At 61.7% G+C, this 17,034-nt stretch carries 17 protein-coding genes; 5 read left to right on the forward strand and 12 right to left on the reverse strand.

Translation table 11 applies throughout. The features are described 5' to 3' along the window. Positions 1–108: 108 nt before the first annotated feature. From katG to AYK65_RS19260, 9 genes are all read right to left on the reverse strand, one after another. Positions 109–2,307, reverse strand: a complete 2,199-nt coding sequence (katG, locus tag AYK65_RS19220; protein ID WP_081160181.1) for a catalase/peroxidase HPI — start codon at positions 2,305–2,307, stop codon at positions 109–111. A 97-nt stretch (positions 2,308–2,404) separates the two neighbouring features. Beyond that, complete coding sequence (gene groEL / locus AYK65_RS19225; protein WP_081159627.1) at positions 2,405–4,033, reverse strand: molecular chaperone GroEL; 1,629 nt, start codon at positions 4,031–4,033, stop codon at positions 2,405–2,407. A gap of 63 nt (positions 4,034–4,096) precedes the next feature. After that, positions 4,097–4,906, reverse strand: a complete 810-nt coding sequence (locus tag AYK65_RS19230) for an iron-sulfur cluster assembly protein (RefSeq protein WP_081159630.1) — start codon at positions 4,904–4,906, stop codon at positions 4,097–4,099. Positions 4,907–4,911: 5 nt separating this feature from the next. Further along, a complete protein-coding gene (locus AYK65_RS19235) occupies positions 4,912–5,934 on the reverse strand; it encodes an amidohydrolase family protein (RefSeq protein WP_081159632.1) in 1,023 nt (340 codons plus the stop codon). Positions 5,935–6,003: 69 nt separating this feature from the next. Further along, positions 6,004–6,372: an MmoB/DmpM family protein gene (locus AYK65_RS19240; RefSeq protein ID WP_028002706.1), complete on the reverse strand. Its 369-nt coding sequence runs from the start codon at positions 6,370–6,372 to the stop codon at positions 6,004–6,006. A gap of 17 nt (positions 6,373–6,389) precedes the next feature. Further along, positions 6,390–7,448 (reverse strand): aromatic/alkene monooxygenase hydroxylase subunit beta, encoded by a 1,059-nt coding sequence (locus AYK65_RS19245; RefSeq protein WP_081159634.1) that lies wholly within the window; start codon positions 7,446–7,448, stop codon positions 6,390–6,392. A 52-nt stretch (positions 7,449–7,500) separates the two neighbouring features. Next, positions 7,501–8,562, reverse strand: a complete 1,062-nt coding sequence (locus tag AYK65_RS19250) for an NADH:ubiquinone reductase (Na(+)-transporting) subunit F (protein ID WP_081159636.1) — start codon at positions 8,560–8,562, stop codon at positions 7,501–7,503. Beyond that, positions 8,559–8,753 carry a hypothetical protein gene (locus AYK65_RS19255; protein ID WP_081159639.1) on the reverse strand — a complete coding sequence of 65 codons (195 nt, stop codon included), beginning with the start codon at positions 8,751–8,753 and terminating at the stop codon, positions 8,559–8,561. Before AYK65_RS19255 ends, AYK65_RS19250 begins: the two co-directional genes overlap by 4 nt. A gap of 52 nt (positions 8,754–8,805) precedes the next feature. Continuing rightward, the gene (locus AYK65_RS19260) at positions 8,806–10,476 is read right to left on the reverse strand and encodes an aromatic/alkene/methane monooxygenase hydroxylase/oxygenase subunit alpha (protein WP_209439326.1); all 1,671 of its coding nucleotides are present in this window, start codon (positions 10,474–10,476) and stop codon (positions 8,806–8,808) included. 510 nt (positions 10,477–10,986) lie between these two features. Between AYK65_RS19260 and AYK65_RS19265 the strand changes: the two genes are divergently transcribed. After that, complete coding sequence (locus AYK65_RS19265; RefSeq protein WP_081159641.1) at positions 10,987–11,460, forward strand: hypothetical protein; 474 nt, start codon at positions 10,987–10,989, stop codon at positions 11,458–11,460. A gap of 8 nt (positions 11,461–11,468) precedes the next feature. Here AYK65_RS19265 and AYK65_RS19270 read toward each other — a convergent pair whose 3' ends face one another. Further along, on the reverse strand, positions 11,469–11,732 hold the full coding sequence (locus tag AYK65_RS19270) for a hypothetical protein (protein WP_081159644.1): 264 nt from the start codon (positions 11,730–11,732) through the stop codon (positions 11,469–11,471). A gap of 56 nt (positions 11,733–11,788) precedes the next feature. Here AYK65_RS19270 and AYK65_RS19275 point away from each other — a divergent pair, with 56 nt between their 5' ends. Genes AYK65_RS19275 through AYK65_RS32485 form a run of 3 tightly spaced genes read left to right on the forward strand, consistent with a single transcriptional unit; the run spans position 11,789 to position 13,424 of the window. Continuing rightward, positions 11,789–12,103, forward strand: coding sequence for a hypothetical protein (locus tag AYK65_RS19275; protein WP_139793246.1), 315 nt, complete (start codon positions 11,789–11,791; stop codon positions 12,101–12,103). 12 nt (positions 12,104–12,115) lie between these two features. Next, positions 12,116–13,240, forward strand: a complete 1,125-nt coding sequence (locus AYK65_RS19280; RefSeq protein ID WP_081159649.1) for a WD40 repeat domain-containing protein — start codon at positions 12,116–12,118, stop codon at positions 13,238–13,240. A 10-nt stretch (positions 13,241–13,250) separates the two neighbouring features. Then, positions 13,251–13,424: a hypothetical protein gene (locus AYK65_RS32485; protein ID WP_167333622.1), complete on the forward strand. Its 174-nt coding sequence runs from the start codon at positions 13,251–13,253 to the stop codon at positions 13,422–13,424. A 67-nt stretch (positions 13,425–13,491) separates the two neighbouring features. On the opposite strand, the gene AYK65_RS19285 is transcribed toward AYK65_RS32485, so the two are convergent. Next, entirely contained in the window at positions 13,492–13,752 is a 261-nt protein-coding gene (locus AYK65_RS19285) for a ribbon-helix-helix domain-containing protein (RefSeq protein WP_081159651.1), read from the reverse strand. Positions 13,753–13,870: 118 nt separating this feature from the next. Continuing rightward, entirely contained in the window at positions 13,871–14,923 is a 1,053-nt protein-coding gene (locus tag AYK65_RS19290) for an NAD(P)-dependent alcohol dehydrogenase (protein ID WP_081159653.1), read from the reverse strand. Between the two features lie 221 nt (positions 14,924–15,144). Between AYK65_RS19290 and AYK65_RS19295 the strand changes: the two genes are divergently transcribed. Then, positions 15,145–17,007, forward strand: coding sequence for a sigma-54-dependent Fis family transcriptional regulator (locus AYK65_RS19295; RefSeq protein WP_081159656.1), 1,863 nt, complete (start codon positions 15,145–15,147; stop codon positions 17,005–17,007). Positions 17,008–17,034: the final 27 nt, after the last annotated feature.

Genomic DNA, 17,034 nt, shown 5'->3' on the forward strand with positions numbered 1-17,034 from the left:
TCGTCGAAACAACGGGTCCGGAGGAGTCCGGACCCGTAGGCTGCGATTCGTAATCGCGAGACCTCATGTGGCCGGGAAGCGCAAGCGTGATAAGGCGGAGAACCCTCCTTAGCGCCAATCAAACCGATCAGCGTTCATTACCTTATTCCAGGCCGCTATGAAGTCTACCACGAACTTCGCGCCCGAATCCGCTTGTGCGTAGACTTCGGCAATCGCCCGAAGCTGGGAGTTCGAACCGAAGACGAGGTCAACGCGCGTGCCGGTCCACTTCCGCTCGCCGGTCGCGCGGTCGAAGCCCTCGAAAACCTCTTCAGCCTCAGAGGCCGCCTTCCAGACCGTCCCCATGTCGAGCAGGTTCACGAAGAAGTCGGTGGAGAGCGTCTCCGGGCGCTTGGTAAAGACGCCGTATTGGGACTGTCCGACATTCGTGTTCAAGACGCGCATGCCGCCGACGAGGACGGTCATCTCGGGCGCGGTCAGCGTCAGGAGTTGCGCCTTGTCGATCAGCAGCTCCTCGGCCGAGACGGTGAATTCGGCCTTCTGGAAGTTGCGGAACCCGTCCGCGATCGGCTCGAGAACGGCAAAGGAGTCGACATCGGTCTGCTCCTGGGAAGCGTCCGTACGGCCGGGCGAGAAGGGAACGTCCACGTGATAGCCGGCGTCCCGCGCTGCCCGCTCGACGGCCGCGCAACCGCCGAGCACGATCAGGTCGGCGAGCGACACTCTCTTGCCGCCCGATTGCCGGTCATTGAACGCCTTCTGGATGCCTTCGAGGGTTTCGAGCACCACGGCTAGCTGGGCCGGCTGGTTGACCGGCCATTCCTTCTGCGGCGAGAGGCGTATGCGTGCGCCGTTGGCGCCGCCGCGCTTGTCGGAGCCGCGGAAGGTGGAGGCCGACGCCCAGGCGGTCGAGACCAGCTCAGAAATGGACAGACCCGATTCAAGGATCATGCCTTTGAGGGCGGCGATGTCCTGCGCGCCGATCAACTCATGATCGACATCCGGAACCGGATCCTGCCAGATGAGCTCCTCTGCCGGAACTTCCGCGCCGAGATAGCGCGAGCGCGGACCCATGTCGCGGTGCGTCAGCTTGAACCACGCCCGGGCAAAGGCATCCGCGAACTGGTCCGAATTCTCGAGAAAGCGGCGCGAGATTTTCTCGTAGGCAGGATCGAACCGCAAAGCGAGATCGGTGGTCAGCATCGATGGCGCGTGTCGCTTCGACGGGTCGTGGGCATCCGGCACCGTCCCGGCGCCTGCACCATGTTTCGGCTTCCACTGCTGAGCGCCGGCCGGACTTCTCGTCAGCTCCCACTCGTAACCGAACAGGTTCGAGAAGAAGTCGTTGCTCCACTGCGTCGGCGTCGTGGTCCATGTGACTTCGAGGCCGCTGGTAATGGTATCACCAGCCTTGCCGCTGCCAAAGCTGCTCTTCCAGCCAAAACCCTGCTCTTCGATGCCGGCGCCCTCGGGTTCCGGACCGACCAGCGAGGGATCGCCTGCCCCGTGAGTCTTGCCGAAGGAATGTCCCCCGGCGATGAGGGCGACGGTCTCTTCGTCGTTCATGCCCATGCGGCCGAAGGTCTCGCGGATGTCCCGGGCGGCCGCGACGGGATCGGGATTGCCGTTCGGTCCCTCCGGGTTCACGTAGATCAGACCCATCTGCACGGCAGCGAGAGGACTTTCGAGGCCCCGTTCGCCCGTATAGCGCCTTTCCCCGAGCCAGGTGTCCTCGGCTCCCCAATAGATATCCTCCTCCGGCTCCCAGACATCCTCGCGGCCGCCGCCGAAGCCGAAGGTCTTGAAGCCCATGGATTCTAGCGCGCAGTTTCCGGCAAGGATCATCAGATCGGCCCAGGAGATTCGATTGCCGTATTTCTGCTTGATCGGCCAGAGCAGCCGGCGCGCCTTGTCGAGGTTGGCGTTATCCGGCCAGCTGTTAAGGGGCGCAAATCGCTGGGTGCCGGAGCACGCGCCGCCGCGGCCATCGCCGGTGCGGTAGCTTCCGGCGCTATGCCATGCCATGCGGATGAAGAGCGGGCCGTAATGACCGAAATCGGCCGGCCACCAGTCTTGCGAGTCCGTCATCAGGGCATAGAGGTCCTGCTTGACGGCGTGCAGGTCGAGTCTCTCGAAGGCTTCGGCGTAGTTGAATGCGTGCCCTATCGGATTGGACAGGGAGGAATTCTGGTGGAGGATTTTGAGGTTCAATTGGTTCGGCCACCAGTCCCGGTTCGACATACCCCCCAGCGTCGCGTGTGCGTGCACGATCGGACATTTGCCCATGGTGTTCACCTTTGTATCCATATTTCCCTCCAGCGTGATTTCGAGAACGCGCTCATCAGACGAAGCGCACATGAGTTCTTATCCCGGGCCGCCCCTGAGCGGGACGCGCCCATTGCGCCTACGGACGGCCGAGTTTCTCCGCTCCGCCGCCGAGGGCCGGTCCGGCTGTCGGGTCCTCATCCTCGGCAAGGTCGCCGACCAGCGTTTCCGTCGTGAGAATGAGCTTGGCCACCGAGGCTGCATTCTTCAGCGCCGTGCAGGTAACCCGCACGGGATCGATGATGCCGGCGTCGTACATGTTCTGATATTCTCCGAGCGCAGCATTGTAGCCGAAGCCGCCGTTGACGCCGGAGACCCTGGCCACGACGGCTTCAGGATCGCCGCCGGCATTTTCGACAATCCGCCAGAGCGGTCGCGACAGCACTGATTTCACGAGCCGGACGCCCTCGGCGACATCACCTGAGGCCTTTGCAAGGACGGCATCCAGAACCGGCGCGATCTGCGCGAGTGCCGTGCCGCCGCCTGCGACGACGCCATCCTCGACGGCCGCCCTGACCGCGTGCAGCGAATCCTCGATAAGTTGTATCGTCCGCTTCTGCTCGACGGGAGTAACACCGCCCGCATAGAGAACCGCCGTGCCGCCGGACAATTTGGCCAGCCGCTCACGCAATTTGTCCTGCTCTATGTTGGGCGGAGCCACTTCATATTGCCGCTGCACCTGCGCGCGCCGTGCGGCGACCTTCGACGCGTCGCCACCGCCACCGATCACCGAGGTGTGGGTGGCGCTGGTGCGTACGCGCTCGGCGGTTCCGAGATCGTCGTCGGTGACGTCCTCCAGCCTTCCGCCGAGATCACGGGCAATGACCCGGCCCCCGCAAAGGATTGCAAGGTCCTCGAGCATTGCCTTGCGCCAGTGGCCGTATTCCGGGGGGTGCACGACGAGGTATTTTCCGGGACCGTCCCGTCCAAGCAGGGTAACGACCACATCCGGAGACACTTCCTCGGCAATTATGAGAAGCGGCCGGCCAGCCTTTTCTGCGAGCGCGCGGACCGCGTCGAGCGCCTGCGGTTCGCGGACCTTGAGATCCGTCATCAGGATGAACGGCCGGTCAAGCACGACCTCCATCTTCTCCTGGTCCGTGACCATGTGATGGGAGAGATAGCCGCGGTCGAAGGACATACCCTCGACGACATCGAGCGTCGTGTCGGTCGTCACGCTGAAATCGGTGGTAATGACACCCTCGACACCCACCCTTTCATAGGCTTCGGCGACAAGCGCGCCGAGCTTCGGGTCCGTCGCGGCGATATTGGCAACGGCGGCGAGACTCCCGTTCATGGCCGGCTTGGCTGAGGCCCTCAGCGCCTCGACGACGCTGGAGACCGCAAGATCGATCCCCTTGCAGAGATCGACGGACTTTGCACCACGCTCGTTCGCCTCGATCCCTTTCTGGACGAGAGCGTTGGCAAGGACGATTGCCGTTGTGGTGCCGTCGCCAGCGATCTCGTTCGTCTGCATGGACACCTCGCGGACAATCTGCGCGCCCATGTTTTCGAAGCGGTCGTGCAGTTCGATTTCGGACGCGATGCTGACGCCGTCGCGTGTGACCATTGGTGTGCCGATCGGCCGGTCGATCATGGCATTCATGCCTTTCGGCCCGAGTGTGGGCTCGACGGCTGCAGCCAGCTGATAAACGCCGCGGGCGAGTGCGCGCCGGGCCTCAGAATTGTGGATCAAAAGCTTGGGCATAGTTCCTCCTTCCGCCCCGAGGGCGGCTCCTCCATCATTGTCTCGCTTGGCGAGGTTGTCGTATCAGCGCTGCACGTGCCTGCCGGTACAGTTGCGCGGCGGGACGCGGTCGAGAATGAAATCCACCAAGGTCGGTTCTCCGTCGACGACGTCCATTTCCTTGTAGCGGGTTGCCTTCAGTCCACGGCAGAGTGCGCCGTTGAATTCCATGTTGATGCGCACTGCCCTGAGTTCGGCGAGATAAGCGCCGAAGGCATCCGGGGGGATCTCCCGATTGTCCCAGGTGACGAACGCCGGTTCGCAACCTTTTCGCCCGGGCCAACGTTCGATCAGTGCCTCGCGGTATCGCGACTTCATGGCCTCCGCTTCGTCGCCGCCAATCGTCGCGACATCGAAGGAAGACAGGTCCATGCCGAGGATTTCCCTGTCGGTCAGTCCCTGTTTCCGAAGGGCGAGCAGAACCGCCTCCTGCCGCCGCTTGAACGCCTTCAAACGGAAAGTCTCGCGCAGTGCATCGATGTCTTGGTCACTCGACAGCTCGTCGAAAATCTGGCTGAACGGCTTGCCGGCCGCGATACCGCGATTGACCTCTTCGGCGAACATGTGGTCGTGAAGCCGGATCGTGTAGGCAGGAGCCCAGGAGAGCGCGTCGAGCGCCTGGCGGATGCCGTCGAGCATCAGAAAGGCGAAGCTCGGCGAGCACCAGTAGGTGGGCAGCCGGAAATCCACCTCCACCGATCCGTTCTGCATCACATCGGCGCGCTCGACGAAACCCATTTCGGTCACAGGCTCGTCCAGCTCCGGATCGTTGACTCGTGCGAGGCGAGCCCAAAGCTCGGCCCGGCGGTTGTTGAAAGAGGGGGCCGTACTCATGGCCCCTACTCCGCCGCCACGCTGAACGGCGACGCGGCAAGCGCCGCCTTCCTCGCGGCAACGTCGATGTCGTAAAGCCGGGCGGCGTTCAGGCCGAGTATTTTTTCCTTGATCTCGGGCGTCAGTTCCAGGCCGCGTTCGCGGGCAATATCCTCGGGCAGGTCGAAGGCCCAGAACTTCTCGACCAGCCAGCGCGGCTTCCAGATGGCGTAATCCGAGCCGAAGAGGAGCTTGTCAGGTCCAAGCCAAAATAAAAGTTCCGCCATCACCTCGGCGAAGTAGCGCGGCCTCGAATGAATGAACGGCATCGCAACCGCGAGCCCGCCATAAACATTCGTCTCCTGCACCGCAATCCAACAGAAATCGTCGAGCCGCGGCAGCCCGCAATGTTCAATGATCCAGTTGAGGTTCTGGAAGTCCGTGGCCGCATAGTCGACGTCGTGGACGTCGAAGGCATCCTTGCTCAGCGGAATGATCGTCGGGCCCTTGTGGACATGGACGTTTTTGATGCCGAGCTTCTCGCACAGCTCGAAGCACTTGTAGGCTTGGGGGTCGGTGAGCTTCCATCCCCTGGAGGCGCCGTTCCATTCGGCCGTGTACATCTTCACGCCCTTGACGTCGTACGTCTCCTTCATGAAATGGATGTACTCAAGCGCCTTCTCCCCGTCCCGTGGATCGAAGGAACCGTTTACGATGAAGCGGTCGGGGTAGAGCTTGGCCATCTCGGCGTTTCGCTCGATGGTGTTGAAGCCGTTCTTGTAGAAGTCCTTGAGATAGGTGGACTGCACGATCGCGACGTCGTCGGGACCCTCGATGAACAGGTCGCGATAGAGGTCGTCGGCCGTGTATTTCTCGAATTTTTCCTTCGGCCAGAGCTGTTCTGCGGGGCTCAGCGCCGTGTGGTAGGCGTAGAAGCAATCCACGAACTGCTTGCCATGAATATTGCGCTGGTTTTCGGGGCTTCCGTCCCAGAAGTGGGTGTGCCCATCGACCACGAAAATCTCTTTGCCGTCCGGTGTCTTGTACATGACTTCCTCCTCAGTTCATGTGTGATGGTAACGGTGCGCCGGCGGCGCACCGTTTTCTCGCGGTCCTGGTCAGATGTATTCGAACACCTCGTCCATATCGCCGAACAGGATTACCGTGTTGTCGTCGATGCGGACCATCCGCCCGTAGTGGGTGGACGTGTTCACCTCGAAGATCTCCGCCGTCATCTCGCGGCCGAGGAACTCGCTGATTTCATCCATCTTGAAGATCAGCTTGCCGTTGCCGTCGATGCGGATCATCGCCGGCTGGTAGGTGACGATGACGCCCGGCTTCTGGCCCATGAACTCGGCGATGGCACGCGCCTCGACGGAATCGTTCATGGTGACCCCACACTGATGCGAGATCGTCTGCTCGAAGGTGATGTCCTTCATCGATTTGAAGATATTGGAATTCGAAGCGTCACGTGCTGCTGTTGACATGTGCGTTCTCCCTGATGTCAGCTGTTGAGATCGAGTTCGCCGAGGATTTGCCCGATCCGCTCCTGGGATTGTGCACGGATGTCGTCGAACGAGATCGGCTTGGAATGCGGCATCGACCAGATCGGCTGCAGGCCGAGGGCGGCCTTGTCGGCAAGCGCCCGATGCTTGGAAAGCCAGCTGAGGAAGAGCTGTCGGTTGTGGGCGCCGTGCACCTCGTCCTGAGCGAGCAGGTAGATGAGGTCGATGGTGTTCGCGAGATTGCGTTCGTAGTCGGCCTCAGCCGCCGAGATCACCGGCGGGGTGATGAAATCGTGGTTGGCTGCCGCTGACTGCATCAGGAAGCCGGAGCGGAACAGTTCGCCAACCAGCGGTTCGAAGACGATGTTGATCGCGAAATACTGCTCGAGATAGTCCGCCGAGCCCATGATCGTCTCGACCGCCTCGCGCGTGCCCTGCCAGATCCGGTCTTCGAGCCAGGCCTTTTTGCCGAGCGCGTCGTCCCATCCCGGGATGTCCATGCCGATTTCGGCGAGATAAAGTGTGATGTCCTGGGCAAGCCGCAGCTTGTAGGAAGAATTGGTCAACGTGGCATTGTTGATCATCTGGGTGTAGCCATAGCGTTGCGCCTGCATCAACGAGGTTCCGAGACCGAATTCCGCGTGCTTCCAGGCGCCGAGATGCGATTGCAGGATCTTCACCCAAACCTTGTCATAGGTCTTCGGCGCACCGGACTTCCGGCCGTTGGCAATGACGCTCTGCACCATCGTCTCGATCTTCGACTGCCGCTGATAATGGGTGCGTTCCCATTCCTGGTCGGGGGCACGGAAGGCGTGCCAGTTCGAGCTGAGCGCGGCCGTGTTGTCCTTCACGTAGGCGCCCTTGCCGTTCGAGAAATTGATAATCCAGTTCTGGATCAGATACCGTTCGGGATCGGGCTGGACGTCGACTGTGACGTCCTCATAGTGGGTGGCACGCTGGCCGCGTGGATCGTAATAACGGTACTTGCGGCTGTCGGAATCCGCGAATACGGCGGCGCCGGCCGCTCCTGAACCGACTGAACTCGAAATCGCTGGCATGGTTTCTCACTCCCTTGTTGCCGTTGCTAAAAATGTCCCGCCCGGGCACTCCTCAATGGCCCGGTGTGGCGCTGGACGACGTGGTGAACTTGTCGAAGAAGATCCGCTCCGCTTCGAACCCGTTCATGAACAGGACAGGTTGCAGCGCGTCGATCATTGGCGGGGGTCCGCAGGCATAGACATCGCCCTGCCCGTCCACCCCCAATTCCTTCAGCGTGGCATCGACGCTTTCATGCACGAAGCCCCGCGAGCCCTCCCAGGAGGCGTCGCCGTTGGCATGCGACAGCACGGGGATGAAATTCACGCTGGGGTGGCGCGCCGTCAGATCGGCGATCCGATCGAGATGGAAGAGATCCTCGCGCGTCCGGGCGCCGTAGAAGAAATAGACCGGTCGTTCTTCGCCGCTCTTCAGGTGATCGTTCAGGATCGACCAGATCGGCGACATCCCCGAACCGGCGCCAACGAGCACGAGTGGTCCATCCCGCCCCTCACGCCGGAAGCAGGTACCGTAGGGTCCTTCTATGGTGACTTCGGCTCCGACCCGGATTCCTCCGGAATCGAGCTCTCCCGAGAATTTTCCTTCGGGGTATTTCTTGATGATGAAGGAGAGCTTTTCGGCTTCGTCCGGCGTATTTGCCATGGAGAACGAGCGCGTAATCGTCTCCCCTTTTTCCGTTGTGACTGTGATGTCGACATATTGACCGGCCCAGAACTTGATCGACGAATCGAGTTCGATCTCAATCCCGCGGATGTCGTGTGTCAGCCGCTCGATATGGGCGATCCGTCCGTGATAGGTCTTGACCGCGGTCGACTTTGAGAGGACCTCCTCATCATAGTTGAGCAGTTCCACTGCCATGTCGGAGTAGGCGAGCGTGCGGCACAGGAGTATGTGGCCGGTGTCCTTCTCCATGTCGTTAAGTGCAAAAGTCGAATATCTGAGCATGTCGACCTCGCCCTCCAGCAGCACGCATTTGCACGCAGAACACTGTCCTTCCTTGCAGCCGTGCGGCAGCGCTATGCCCTGGCGAAATGCCGCATTCAGAACCGTCTCGCCGCTCTCGACCTCGAATTCGACGCCGACCGGCTCCAGACGCACTGTGTGAGCGTCACTCATGTTACTAGCCTCCCAATTGCGAATACCTTCACTCGTATTTCCGGCTTCTGGCCGAGCGCGCCCCGGTAGCCGGCGGTCGCATTCTTCCAGTCGTCGGCCGGAGCATTTGCCCCGGTGACGATGAAGACGGTCGCGGCAATGGCTGCCCAGAGCGCAACGGCGATGGGCAAGATGTAGCGAGCGCGTGACATTTGAGGCCACCCAGCCTTTGTGCGGGCCGGCCGAAGCCGGCCCGCGCTGCCATCAATTGAAGGGCCGCACCTGGAAGCCGGCGCGGTATTCGGCGAGATGCTTCTCGCGGGCGTCCGGGGTCATTTCGCGCAGCAGGGTCAAAGGCGACTGCAGCGTGTGGCCACGAACGTCGTCGAGGGTCCACATCTCCTTGTCGTCGAACCGCAGATGCGGTTGCGGAACGAGCGTCTTGCCGTCGGAGCGGACGAAATTGAGATCCTTGATCGCATCGGCGAGATCCCAACCGTGATAGAGGGTCTCCCACTCGCGCTTGCCGCTGAAGCGGCCCATGGCCGGGGTCGGACGCCCCTGGTACTCGTCGGAGAAGGCCTCCACCGCCGTCCAGCGATCGATCTCGTGTGCGAAGGTGTGGAGTTGCCCGTCGATCACGTCGGTGACGATGTCTTCGCGCACGACGCATGGCACCAGGCTCGACCAGCAGCGATGCGGATAGACGTAGCCGACATCCTCGTTGAAGGTGATGACCTTCTCGCCGCGATGGCTGAGCTTGTCGTACCACTTCCAGAAGTCGCCGAACTGGGCATACCAGCCCGGATACTTATGCTCGAACCACTCGAAGTCCTGCTCGCGCTGGGCTTCGATGCGCCAAAAATTGACCGGCCAGCCGACTGCGAAGAACTGCGCGATCTTGTGGACGTAGAACTTCTCGGTGATGCGTTTCCACGCAGTCTGGACGTCGTCGTGGTGGATCTTGATGCCGTATTTCTCGAGCGGCAGCATGTAGGTGCGGTAGTAGTCCTCGAAGATCCAGCGATGCCACATCTCCGCATAGGATTCCTTCGACTTGTCGCGGTTGGTGGTACCGTATTCGATGAAGGTGCCGATGGCGGCGTCGACGATCGCGTGGTTCTGCCAGAAGGCGTAGCGCATGTCGCGCTCGAGGAGCAGATGGTTGTCCGGTTCCTTCAGTGCCGCCATCAGCAGCGAGTGACCGTTGCCGATGTGCCGGCTCTCGTCGGATTGCACGGAGAGGAACACGGTCGGCAAGGCGTAGTCGCCGTTGCGGGCCGCTTCCGACGGCATCGCGACGAAGAGCGTGTTGGTGAATGCGGTCTCGGCGACGACGGTGAGATACATACAGGCGGCCGTCATCGTGTCGCCGGTGATGAAGCCCTCGCCGAACTGGCGGCCGATCGTCGTGGCGTAGCACTTGCCGAAGGCTTCCTCGGTGATGTCGAAGCCGGCGGGATCGATGTAGTTCTCCATGTACCACTTCTTCAGATTCATCTGGATGGTGGAATGGCGAAACTCGTCGACCATCTGCATGGTGAAGCCGGTTCTGAGATCCTCACCGGGGGCAAGGCGGGCGACCATTGCCATCGAGCGCGCGGCCGAAATTTCCGGGAAGGGAATGATCGCCAGGAAGAGCTTCATCCACTCCACCCAGCGCGGCTCGACATTGCGGAACATGTCGCCACGCAACGCTGCGTCGAGCGCGCCATAGACGCGGTTATCCTTTTCCTCCTGCATCGGGAAATAGGATCTGAGCACCTGCTTCATCGGATCGCGAGGCGCCTTGGTGATCTTGTAATCCGTCGGGAAGGTCATCGCTTCCTGGACATAGGTCGGATTCCAGCCGAGATCGGATATCTTCTTCGTCGCCTCACCGACGGATATTCCGCGCTGCGAGGTTATCTTGTTGAGCGTCAACGACGTCATGATGCAAAGCCTCCACGATTTGCGCCGCAGACCCCTTGGCCTGGGCGGAAGCGGCACATCGCCGCGGTTTGAGTTCAAGCGGGCACAGCGGCACGCCTCCTCAGCGCAACCGCTCCGCCGTAGTGGTTCGCGGCAAAGGTGCTCGTGGGTGGAATGTCGCCAAATCGCGGGCGCTGGCCACGCGACGATTGGCGTCTGAACTCCCTTTCCCCACTCCTTCGTTCTTGTGGCACCGCGTCGAGGCGGTGGGCTTCTTATACGAAAGGATGAAGCAAGGGCCGTGCCAAGTCGAAAAATCCGCGTCGCAACATTGATCTTGGGGATCTTCGCCAGACGTTCCAGAGAATGTGTAAATAATCGCGTTACAAATGTAATTTACATATGTAACGCTTTACACAACTCCTGATATTTGGAAAGAATACTTTTAACTCACAATGATTCAAAGTTGAAAACTTAAATTTCTCTCCCATAATTCTTTACGGATTGAATTTGCCGAATATGGGAGGATCTGTGATGTCGAAAGAGAACAAGGGCCGGCAGGGCCTTGGGCCGGTCACCGGCCACGATAGCAGCGTGACCGGTGACCTGGTGCGGCTGATGCCTCGCGACCTGGTCTTCCAGATACGCTTCCTCGGCGAGAGCCAATACCGGCTGCAACGCTATTTCCAGGCGTTCATGGAATCTGAGATGGCCGCCCGCGGCCTGACGCCGGAAACACACCCGATGATCGGGTCATTCATCGAAACCCATGCCACTCTTCTGCGGGACTTCGTCTTTGCGGGTGTGTCTCTGTCTCACCAGTTCCGCCTGGAGGAAATCGAGCGCTTGCTTGGCGACAAGGCGAACCTCCTGCGCGTGGATCTTTGGGATCAGTTGAGGAGCCATATCGAGATCGCGGAAAGGCAGTTCCAAAGCCAGCTTTCCGACCTGCCGGAACAGCTTTCTGCCTGGGAAAAGCCTGGGACAGCGCCGGGCGCAAAGCCATGACCGCCACCTCAGTGTCTATTGCCGAAGGGCTGCCAGGCCCCGAGAACGCCAGCCGGATCCTCGCGAAGCGCCTTGTGCACATCAGCCATCAGGGCCGCCGCCATCTCGCCGCCAAGCGCATTGAGCGCATCCTGCGCCGCCGCCGTCGCATCGGCATCTCCGACGTCCGCCGCCCGCGCCATCACCTTAACACAGGCATGGTCCGGACCCAGGCGCCTCGCAACGGCATCTCTCAATGCCGCGAAGAATGTCTTTCCTGCCGTTTCGAACATCTGGTCCACCTTTTGCCTCACCTCTCGGCGCACGGCACTAACGATAGGAGGTTCGGGTGAGCAAGCAAGAGCCATCATCTTCCAATTTGCTGCATCGGCGCCTGGCGCTCGTGGCCGAGCTCGCGGGTCTCAACGCCGAACAGCTGAAACTGACACAAGCGCTGGCAGGCACCGAAATGGAGCTGCTGCGCCTCGAGCTCGAAGCCGATGCCAAGGGCGCGGAGCCACAACTGGTGCAGAACTTGCATGGCGAGCAAGAGAAGGCGTCGGCGATGAGAGCGCGACTAAGGACCTGCGAAGAACACATTGCCAACGCCGAGGAGGCCATGGCGGAAATCGACCGCCTGCTGGAGGAGAGCGCAGGCGGCTGAGGGAGGAGCGAAATGAACCAGGAGAGTGCCCGCAACCTGACAATATTCGACCTGCTCGCGCGAAGCTGGCAACGACGAGCGACGGTCATGGACTTGCGTTTCAACGCCGACGGCACGGCGGTCGCCTTCGCCGGCGCTGACGGCAGTTTGGCGATCGCTCCGCTTGCCGACGCGGAATCGCCCGAGAAACGCATTCGCGTCAGCGCCGATTTCGGCCAGGCGACGATCCGGCCCCGCAAGGCGCCGCCGCCGCCGTTGATCGAGACGGCGACGCTTGGCGATCGCACACTTCCTCTTGCCGCTGGACCGGCGGATCGTTTCATCGTCGCGAGCGGCGCGGGCGAACTCCTGTTTGTCGACGCCAGCGGCGAGATCGAAAGCGCCGGAATACGGGTGAGCGGCCCCGTCATGGCGCTTGACCACTGGGCGGCAAACGGAATTACCGCCATGAGCGACGGCGTGGACCTTTTTCTTTCGCACCACCGCAGCCCACCCGTTCGGCTGGAACCGGAGAATTGCGGGGTCGCCGCGATTGCGCTGTCGCCGGACGGACTTCACATTGCGGCCGGCACGGCAAACGGGCTGCTCCTTTGGGAAACCTCGGAGGCGACGGATCCGCAGAGCATCCACCTTCCCGCTCGACCGATCGCGATAAGATGGAGCGGCGACGGCCGCTGGCTGGCCTGTCCTCTCGGGCGGCAGGGCATTGGACTCGTCGAAGTCGCCACGAAACGGACGGCGGTCCTGCAGGATTTTCCCGTGCCCGTGGAGTCAAGCTGCTGGAGCGGGCCGTCCAATGCGTTGATCGCCTCAGGAGCATTCCGCATCGCGGCCTGGACGATGGAAGCGCCCCCGCTGGCCGACAGCAGGTCGGGCGCGCTGATTGCCGGCCGATCGGGGCTCGTCGCCGTCGACCGCGTGGCCGCCCATCCCACGAGAAATCTGGTCGCCGCCAGCTATGCCAGTGGCCAGATCGTCGTCGCCCGCATTGGCGGCGCGGACGAATTGGTGGTTCGCCACGCCGGAGAAGCGGTCACCGCGCTCGAGTGGTCGGCCAACGGAAGCCATCTCGCCATCGGTACGGCGGACGGGACTGCGGCAATTGTCACCTTCCCGCCGCAAATCTTCAAATCATGAGGAGGAAACCATGCAGACCGAACTGACCCCTGAGGACAAGAGCAAGGACGAGTTTTTTGCACGCCTCGCCAGCCTTTCGGAAGAAATGATCGCAAAGCACGGCAAGGAGTTCAGCATGGGCGCGCTGGTGCTGGCGGCACGCTGGATCGCGGAGGGCCGGACAGCCGCGAACAAGACATCCTAAGCAAGGCTGGCCTTCGTCTGACGTCGAGCGCGCCGGCGCGAAGCCAACCGGCGCCGCTTGCCGCACTTCACCGTCCGCTCTCATGCAGAAGACAGAGGGTTCTAAGCACTGAGGCAAAATTCGGCAGGTCCTCGTACATGTGGGCGGCTTCCTCGTGCAGGACAGAAATGAGCTTCGGCGTTGTCACGCCCTCGGCGACCGCCATCGCATCAAGGACCTGCCAGAAGGCGGACTCCAGACAGATGCTCGTCGAATGACCCGCAATCCTCAGCGGCCGGCTGATTTTCCGGAAAGGCTGCGGACCGCTCGCAGTAAGGGTTTTGCACATGCTACTTCCTTCGGGATTCGATAGCGGCCGATCGACCTTTGGTCGAAAAGGCGACCGCCGCCCGGACGTCAAAGGCGCAGGCGGAAGGCTGAGCGCTCTTCCGCCTGCACAGTGCGGCTCAAGGGATGAGAACGGCCCGCCCATGGATGCGACCGTTGTTCAGATCCTGGAGCGCCCGATTTGCGTCGGCAAGACGGTATTCGACCGTTGTCAATTCGACGAGGCCCCGATCGGCGAGCGCCATCAACTCAACCAGTTCGGCCCACGTGCCGACCAGGTTGCCAACGATGTTCTTCTCGGTGATGACCATGTCGACGGTCGGGACGCGAATGTCCTCGCCGTAGCCCACGACGTAGTAGCTGCCCATCGGCCGCGTCATGGCGAGCCCTTTGGTCGTCGTGCCTCTCTCGCCGACAAAATCGATGACGGCTTCGGCACCCTGCCCACCGGTCATTGCGAGCACGGCCTCGACCTCGTTCCCATCAGCCTTGACGAGTTTGTCGGCCCCGATCTTGCCGGCGAGCGCAAGGGAGTCATCCGATTTGTCGACGACGATGACATCGGCGGCACACATTGCCTTCAGGCACTGGATGCCGATATGGCCGAGGCCACCGGCGCCGATCACGACGCAACTTTCTCCCGGCAGAAGATGGCGCGTTGCCTTCTTCACCGCGCGATAGGCGGTCAGCCCGGCGTCGGAATACGGCGCGACATCCTTCGGCGCCAGCGTCCGCGGAAGCGGCACGATGTTGCGCTCCGAGGTGCAGAGATATTCGGCGTAGCCGCCATTGCAATCGAGACCCGGAAATTTTCCCGGGCCGTGCATGTCAAATCCGCGTCGGCAGGCAAGGCAGGTTCCTCCGGAAATCTTCGGATGGACGATGACCGGATCACCGACCTTGATGCCCTCGACTTCCTTGCCGACCTCTTCGACCCATCCGGCATTCTCATGTCCCATGATGAGCGGAAGGAGCTGGTCGCCGCCCGGGTCCATGTGCGGTCGCCAGACGCCCTCGATTATGTGCAGGTCCGTGCGGCAGACGCCTGCGCCACCTATGCGCACGATGACGTCCGTCGATTTGTTGATTTTGGGATCGGCGACCTCCTCGAGCGAGACCCACTGGTCCGTTTTCAGGTCGTCGTCGTATCGGTTGAGCACTTGAGCCTTCATCACTGTCTCCTCCTTGCCGGGCAAAGCCCTCCGGCTGCAAGGGGGAATGAGCAAGCGTCGTGCCATTCGCCTTTGACGCGGGGATTCAAGGATTTGCGTGGCCTTCGCATCGCGCAACGCGTCCACCCACTGAACAGCGCCCGCGTCGCCTGTTCAGTTTCTGGTTAAGAGCGCAGGGCACTCGCCGGCAGCCTTAGCGCGGTTACGAGAGGAGGAAAGCCATGCAGCATGTTTCCGGACTCGAGCGGGCACGCGCCGCTCTCGAACAGGGTGGCCGGATCCCAGCCGCCGCAGTGACACCGCTCGTTGCCGAAAGCTGGCAACGGTGTCGAGACCTCGGCCTCGATCCCTCGGGTATTCCACGCGACGTCGTCATTCCCTTCGGCGACGTGCGCCACAGACGGGATGCGAATGCGGTGCTGAGATCCTTGGCGCTTGCAGAAATGCAGCTCCTCCACACGCAGATCGCAGGTTCGAATTTCATGATCGCGCTTGCGGACGCCGACGGTGTCGTGCTCGACACGATCAGTGACGCGCATTTTGCCGAGAGCTCTGTCGGACGTTCCATCATTCCCGGCAGCATGTGGGGGGAAAGCGAGCGCGGGACCAACGCGCTCGGCCTCGTCGCGCGGGAACGTCAGCCGGTCGCCGTCTATGGACGCGAGCACTACTTCAACTGCCATGGGCACCTGAGCTGCATGGCCGCCCCGATCCTGGATACCAACGGCGAGGTCCTTGGCCTGCTGGATGCCTCCTGCTCGAACGAAGCACGTCAGCAGCATACGCACGCGCTCGTGCGTATGGCGGCCGCGCAGATCGAGAATGGGCTCATCTTTCGCGAGAAAGCCGGCAATTTCATCTTCGCCTTCCATCCGCGCGCGGAATATCTCGATACCCTGTCCGCAGGCCTTATCGCCGTCTCGGGCGACGGCACCGTAGTGTTGGTGAACCGACCGGGCATGGCGCTTCTTGCCGGGCTGCCGGCAGCGCACGGCGTGCATTTCGACCGTCTGTTCGAGGCCGGCTTCGGCGCGGCTATGGATGGGCTGCTGGGCGGCGGGATCATCCGCGTTCGCGACCGGGCCGGCAGCGGCGTGTTCATGGTCTGCCGCCAAATCGGTGAGGGCATGGCGATGCGCGCCAGGGCACGGGCCGCCCCCTCCGTACCGACTCTTATCTGCGATCCCGACGAGCCGGACTTCGTCTGCGAGGATCGGTTGCTCAAGCGCGCCATGGCCGAACTGGCCGAAGCCGCAGCGCTTCGCATGCCGGTCCATATTTTTGGGGAGACCGGTACCGGCAAGGAGTTGATGGCCCGCCATCTGCATAAGGTAAGCCGGCGAAAGGGTGAATTCGTCGCCCTCAATTGCGGCGCGATACCGGAGCCACTGTTTATCGGGGAGATTTTCGGTCACGAGCGCGGCGCCTACACGAATGCGCGTGACGACGGTGCGCCGGGGCTCGCGCGCGCCGCCGATGGCGGCACACTGTTTCTTGATGAGGTTGCAGACATTCCGCTTGCCTCCCAAACGGCGCTTCTTCGCTTTCTCGATTCGATGGAAGTGCGTGCCGTGGGCGGACAGAAGGTCCACAAAGTCGACGTTCAGATCGTTTCGGCCACAAATCGGAACCTGCACGACATGGTGAAGGACCGGGCGTTTCGCGCCGATCTGCTCTACCGGCTCAACGCCATCACGATAAAGCTGCCCGCCCTAAGCGAACGATCCGATTTCCCGCTCGTCGTGCAGCACTTGATGAAGAGGCTTGCGCCTCAGACGGCAATCACGGACGCGGCTATTGCTCGCCTCGCGCAGCGCGCCTGGCCCGGCAACATCCGCGAACTGAACGCGGCTCTCCAGCGGGCGCTCGTTCGACGGCAGACGGACTATCTCGATGAGGATTCATTCGATGAATCGGATGAGGATGCTGTAATCGATTGCTGCATGAGCTGTCTGGACAATACCCTCAGCAGGCGGCGATGCTCCGAAATCCGCACCACTTATCGGCAGACCGGAAACAATGCGTCTGAAACTGCACGTTTGCTCAGGCTCTCTCGAACGACGGTCCACAAGCACATCCGATGACGGTATGTTTCCGAATGGCGCTTCGCG

The organism is Ensifer aridi (assembly GCF_002078505.1).
Classification (GTDB): domain Bacteria; phylum Pseudomonadota; class Alphaproteobacteria; order Rhizobiales; family Rhizobiaceae; genus Sinorhizobium; species Sinorhizobium aridi.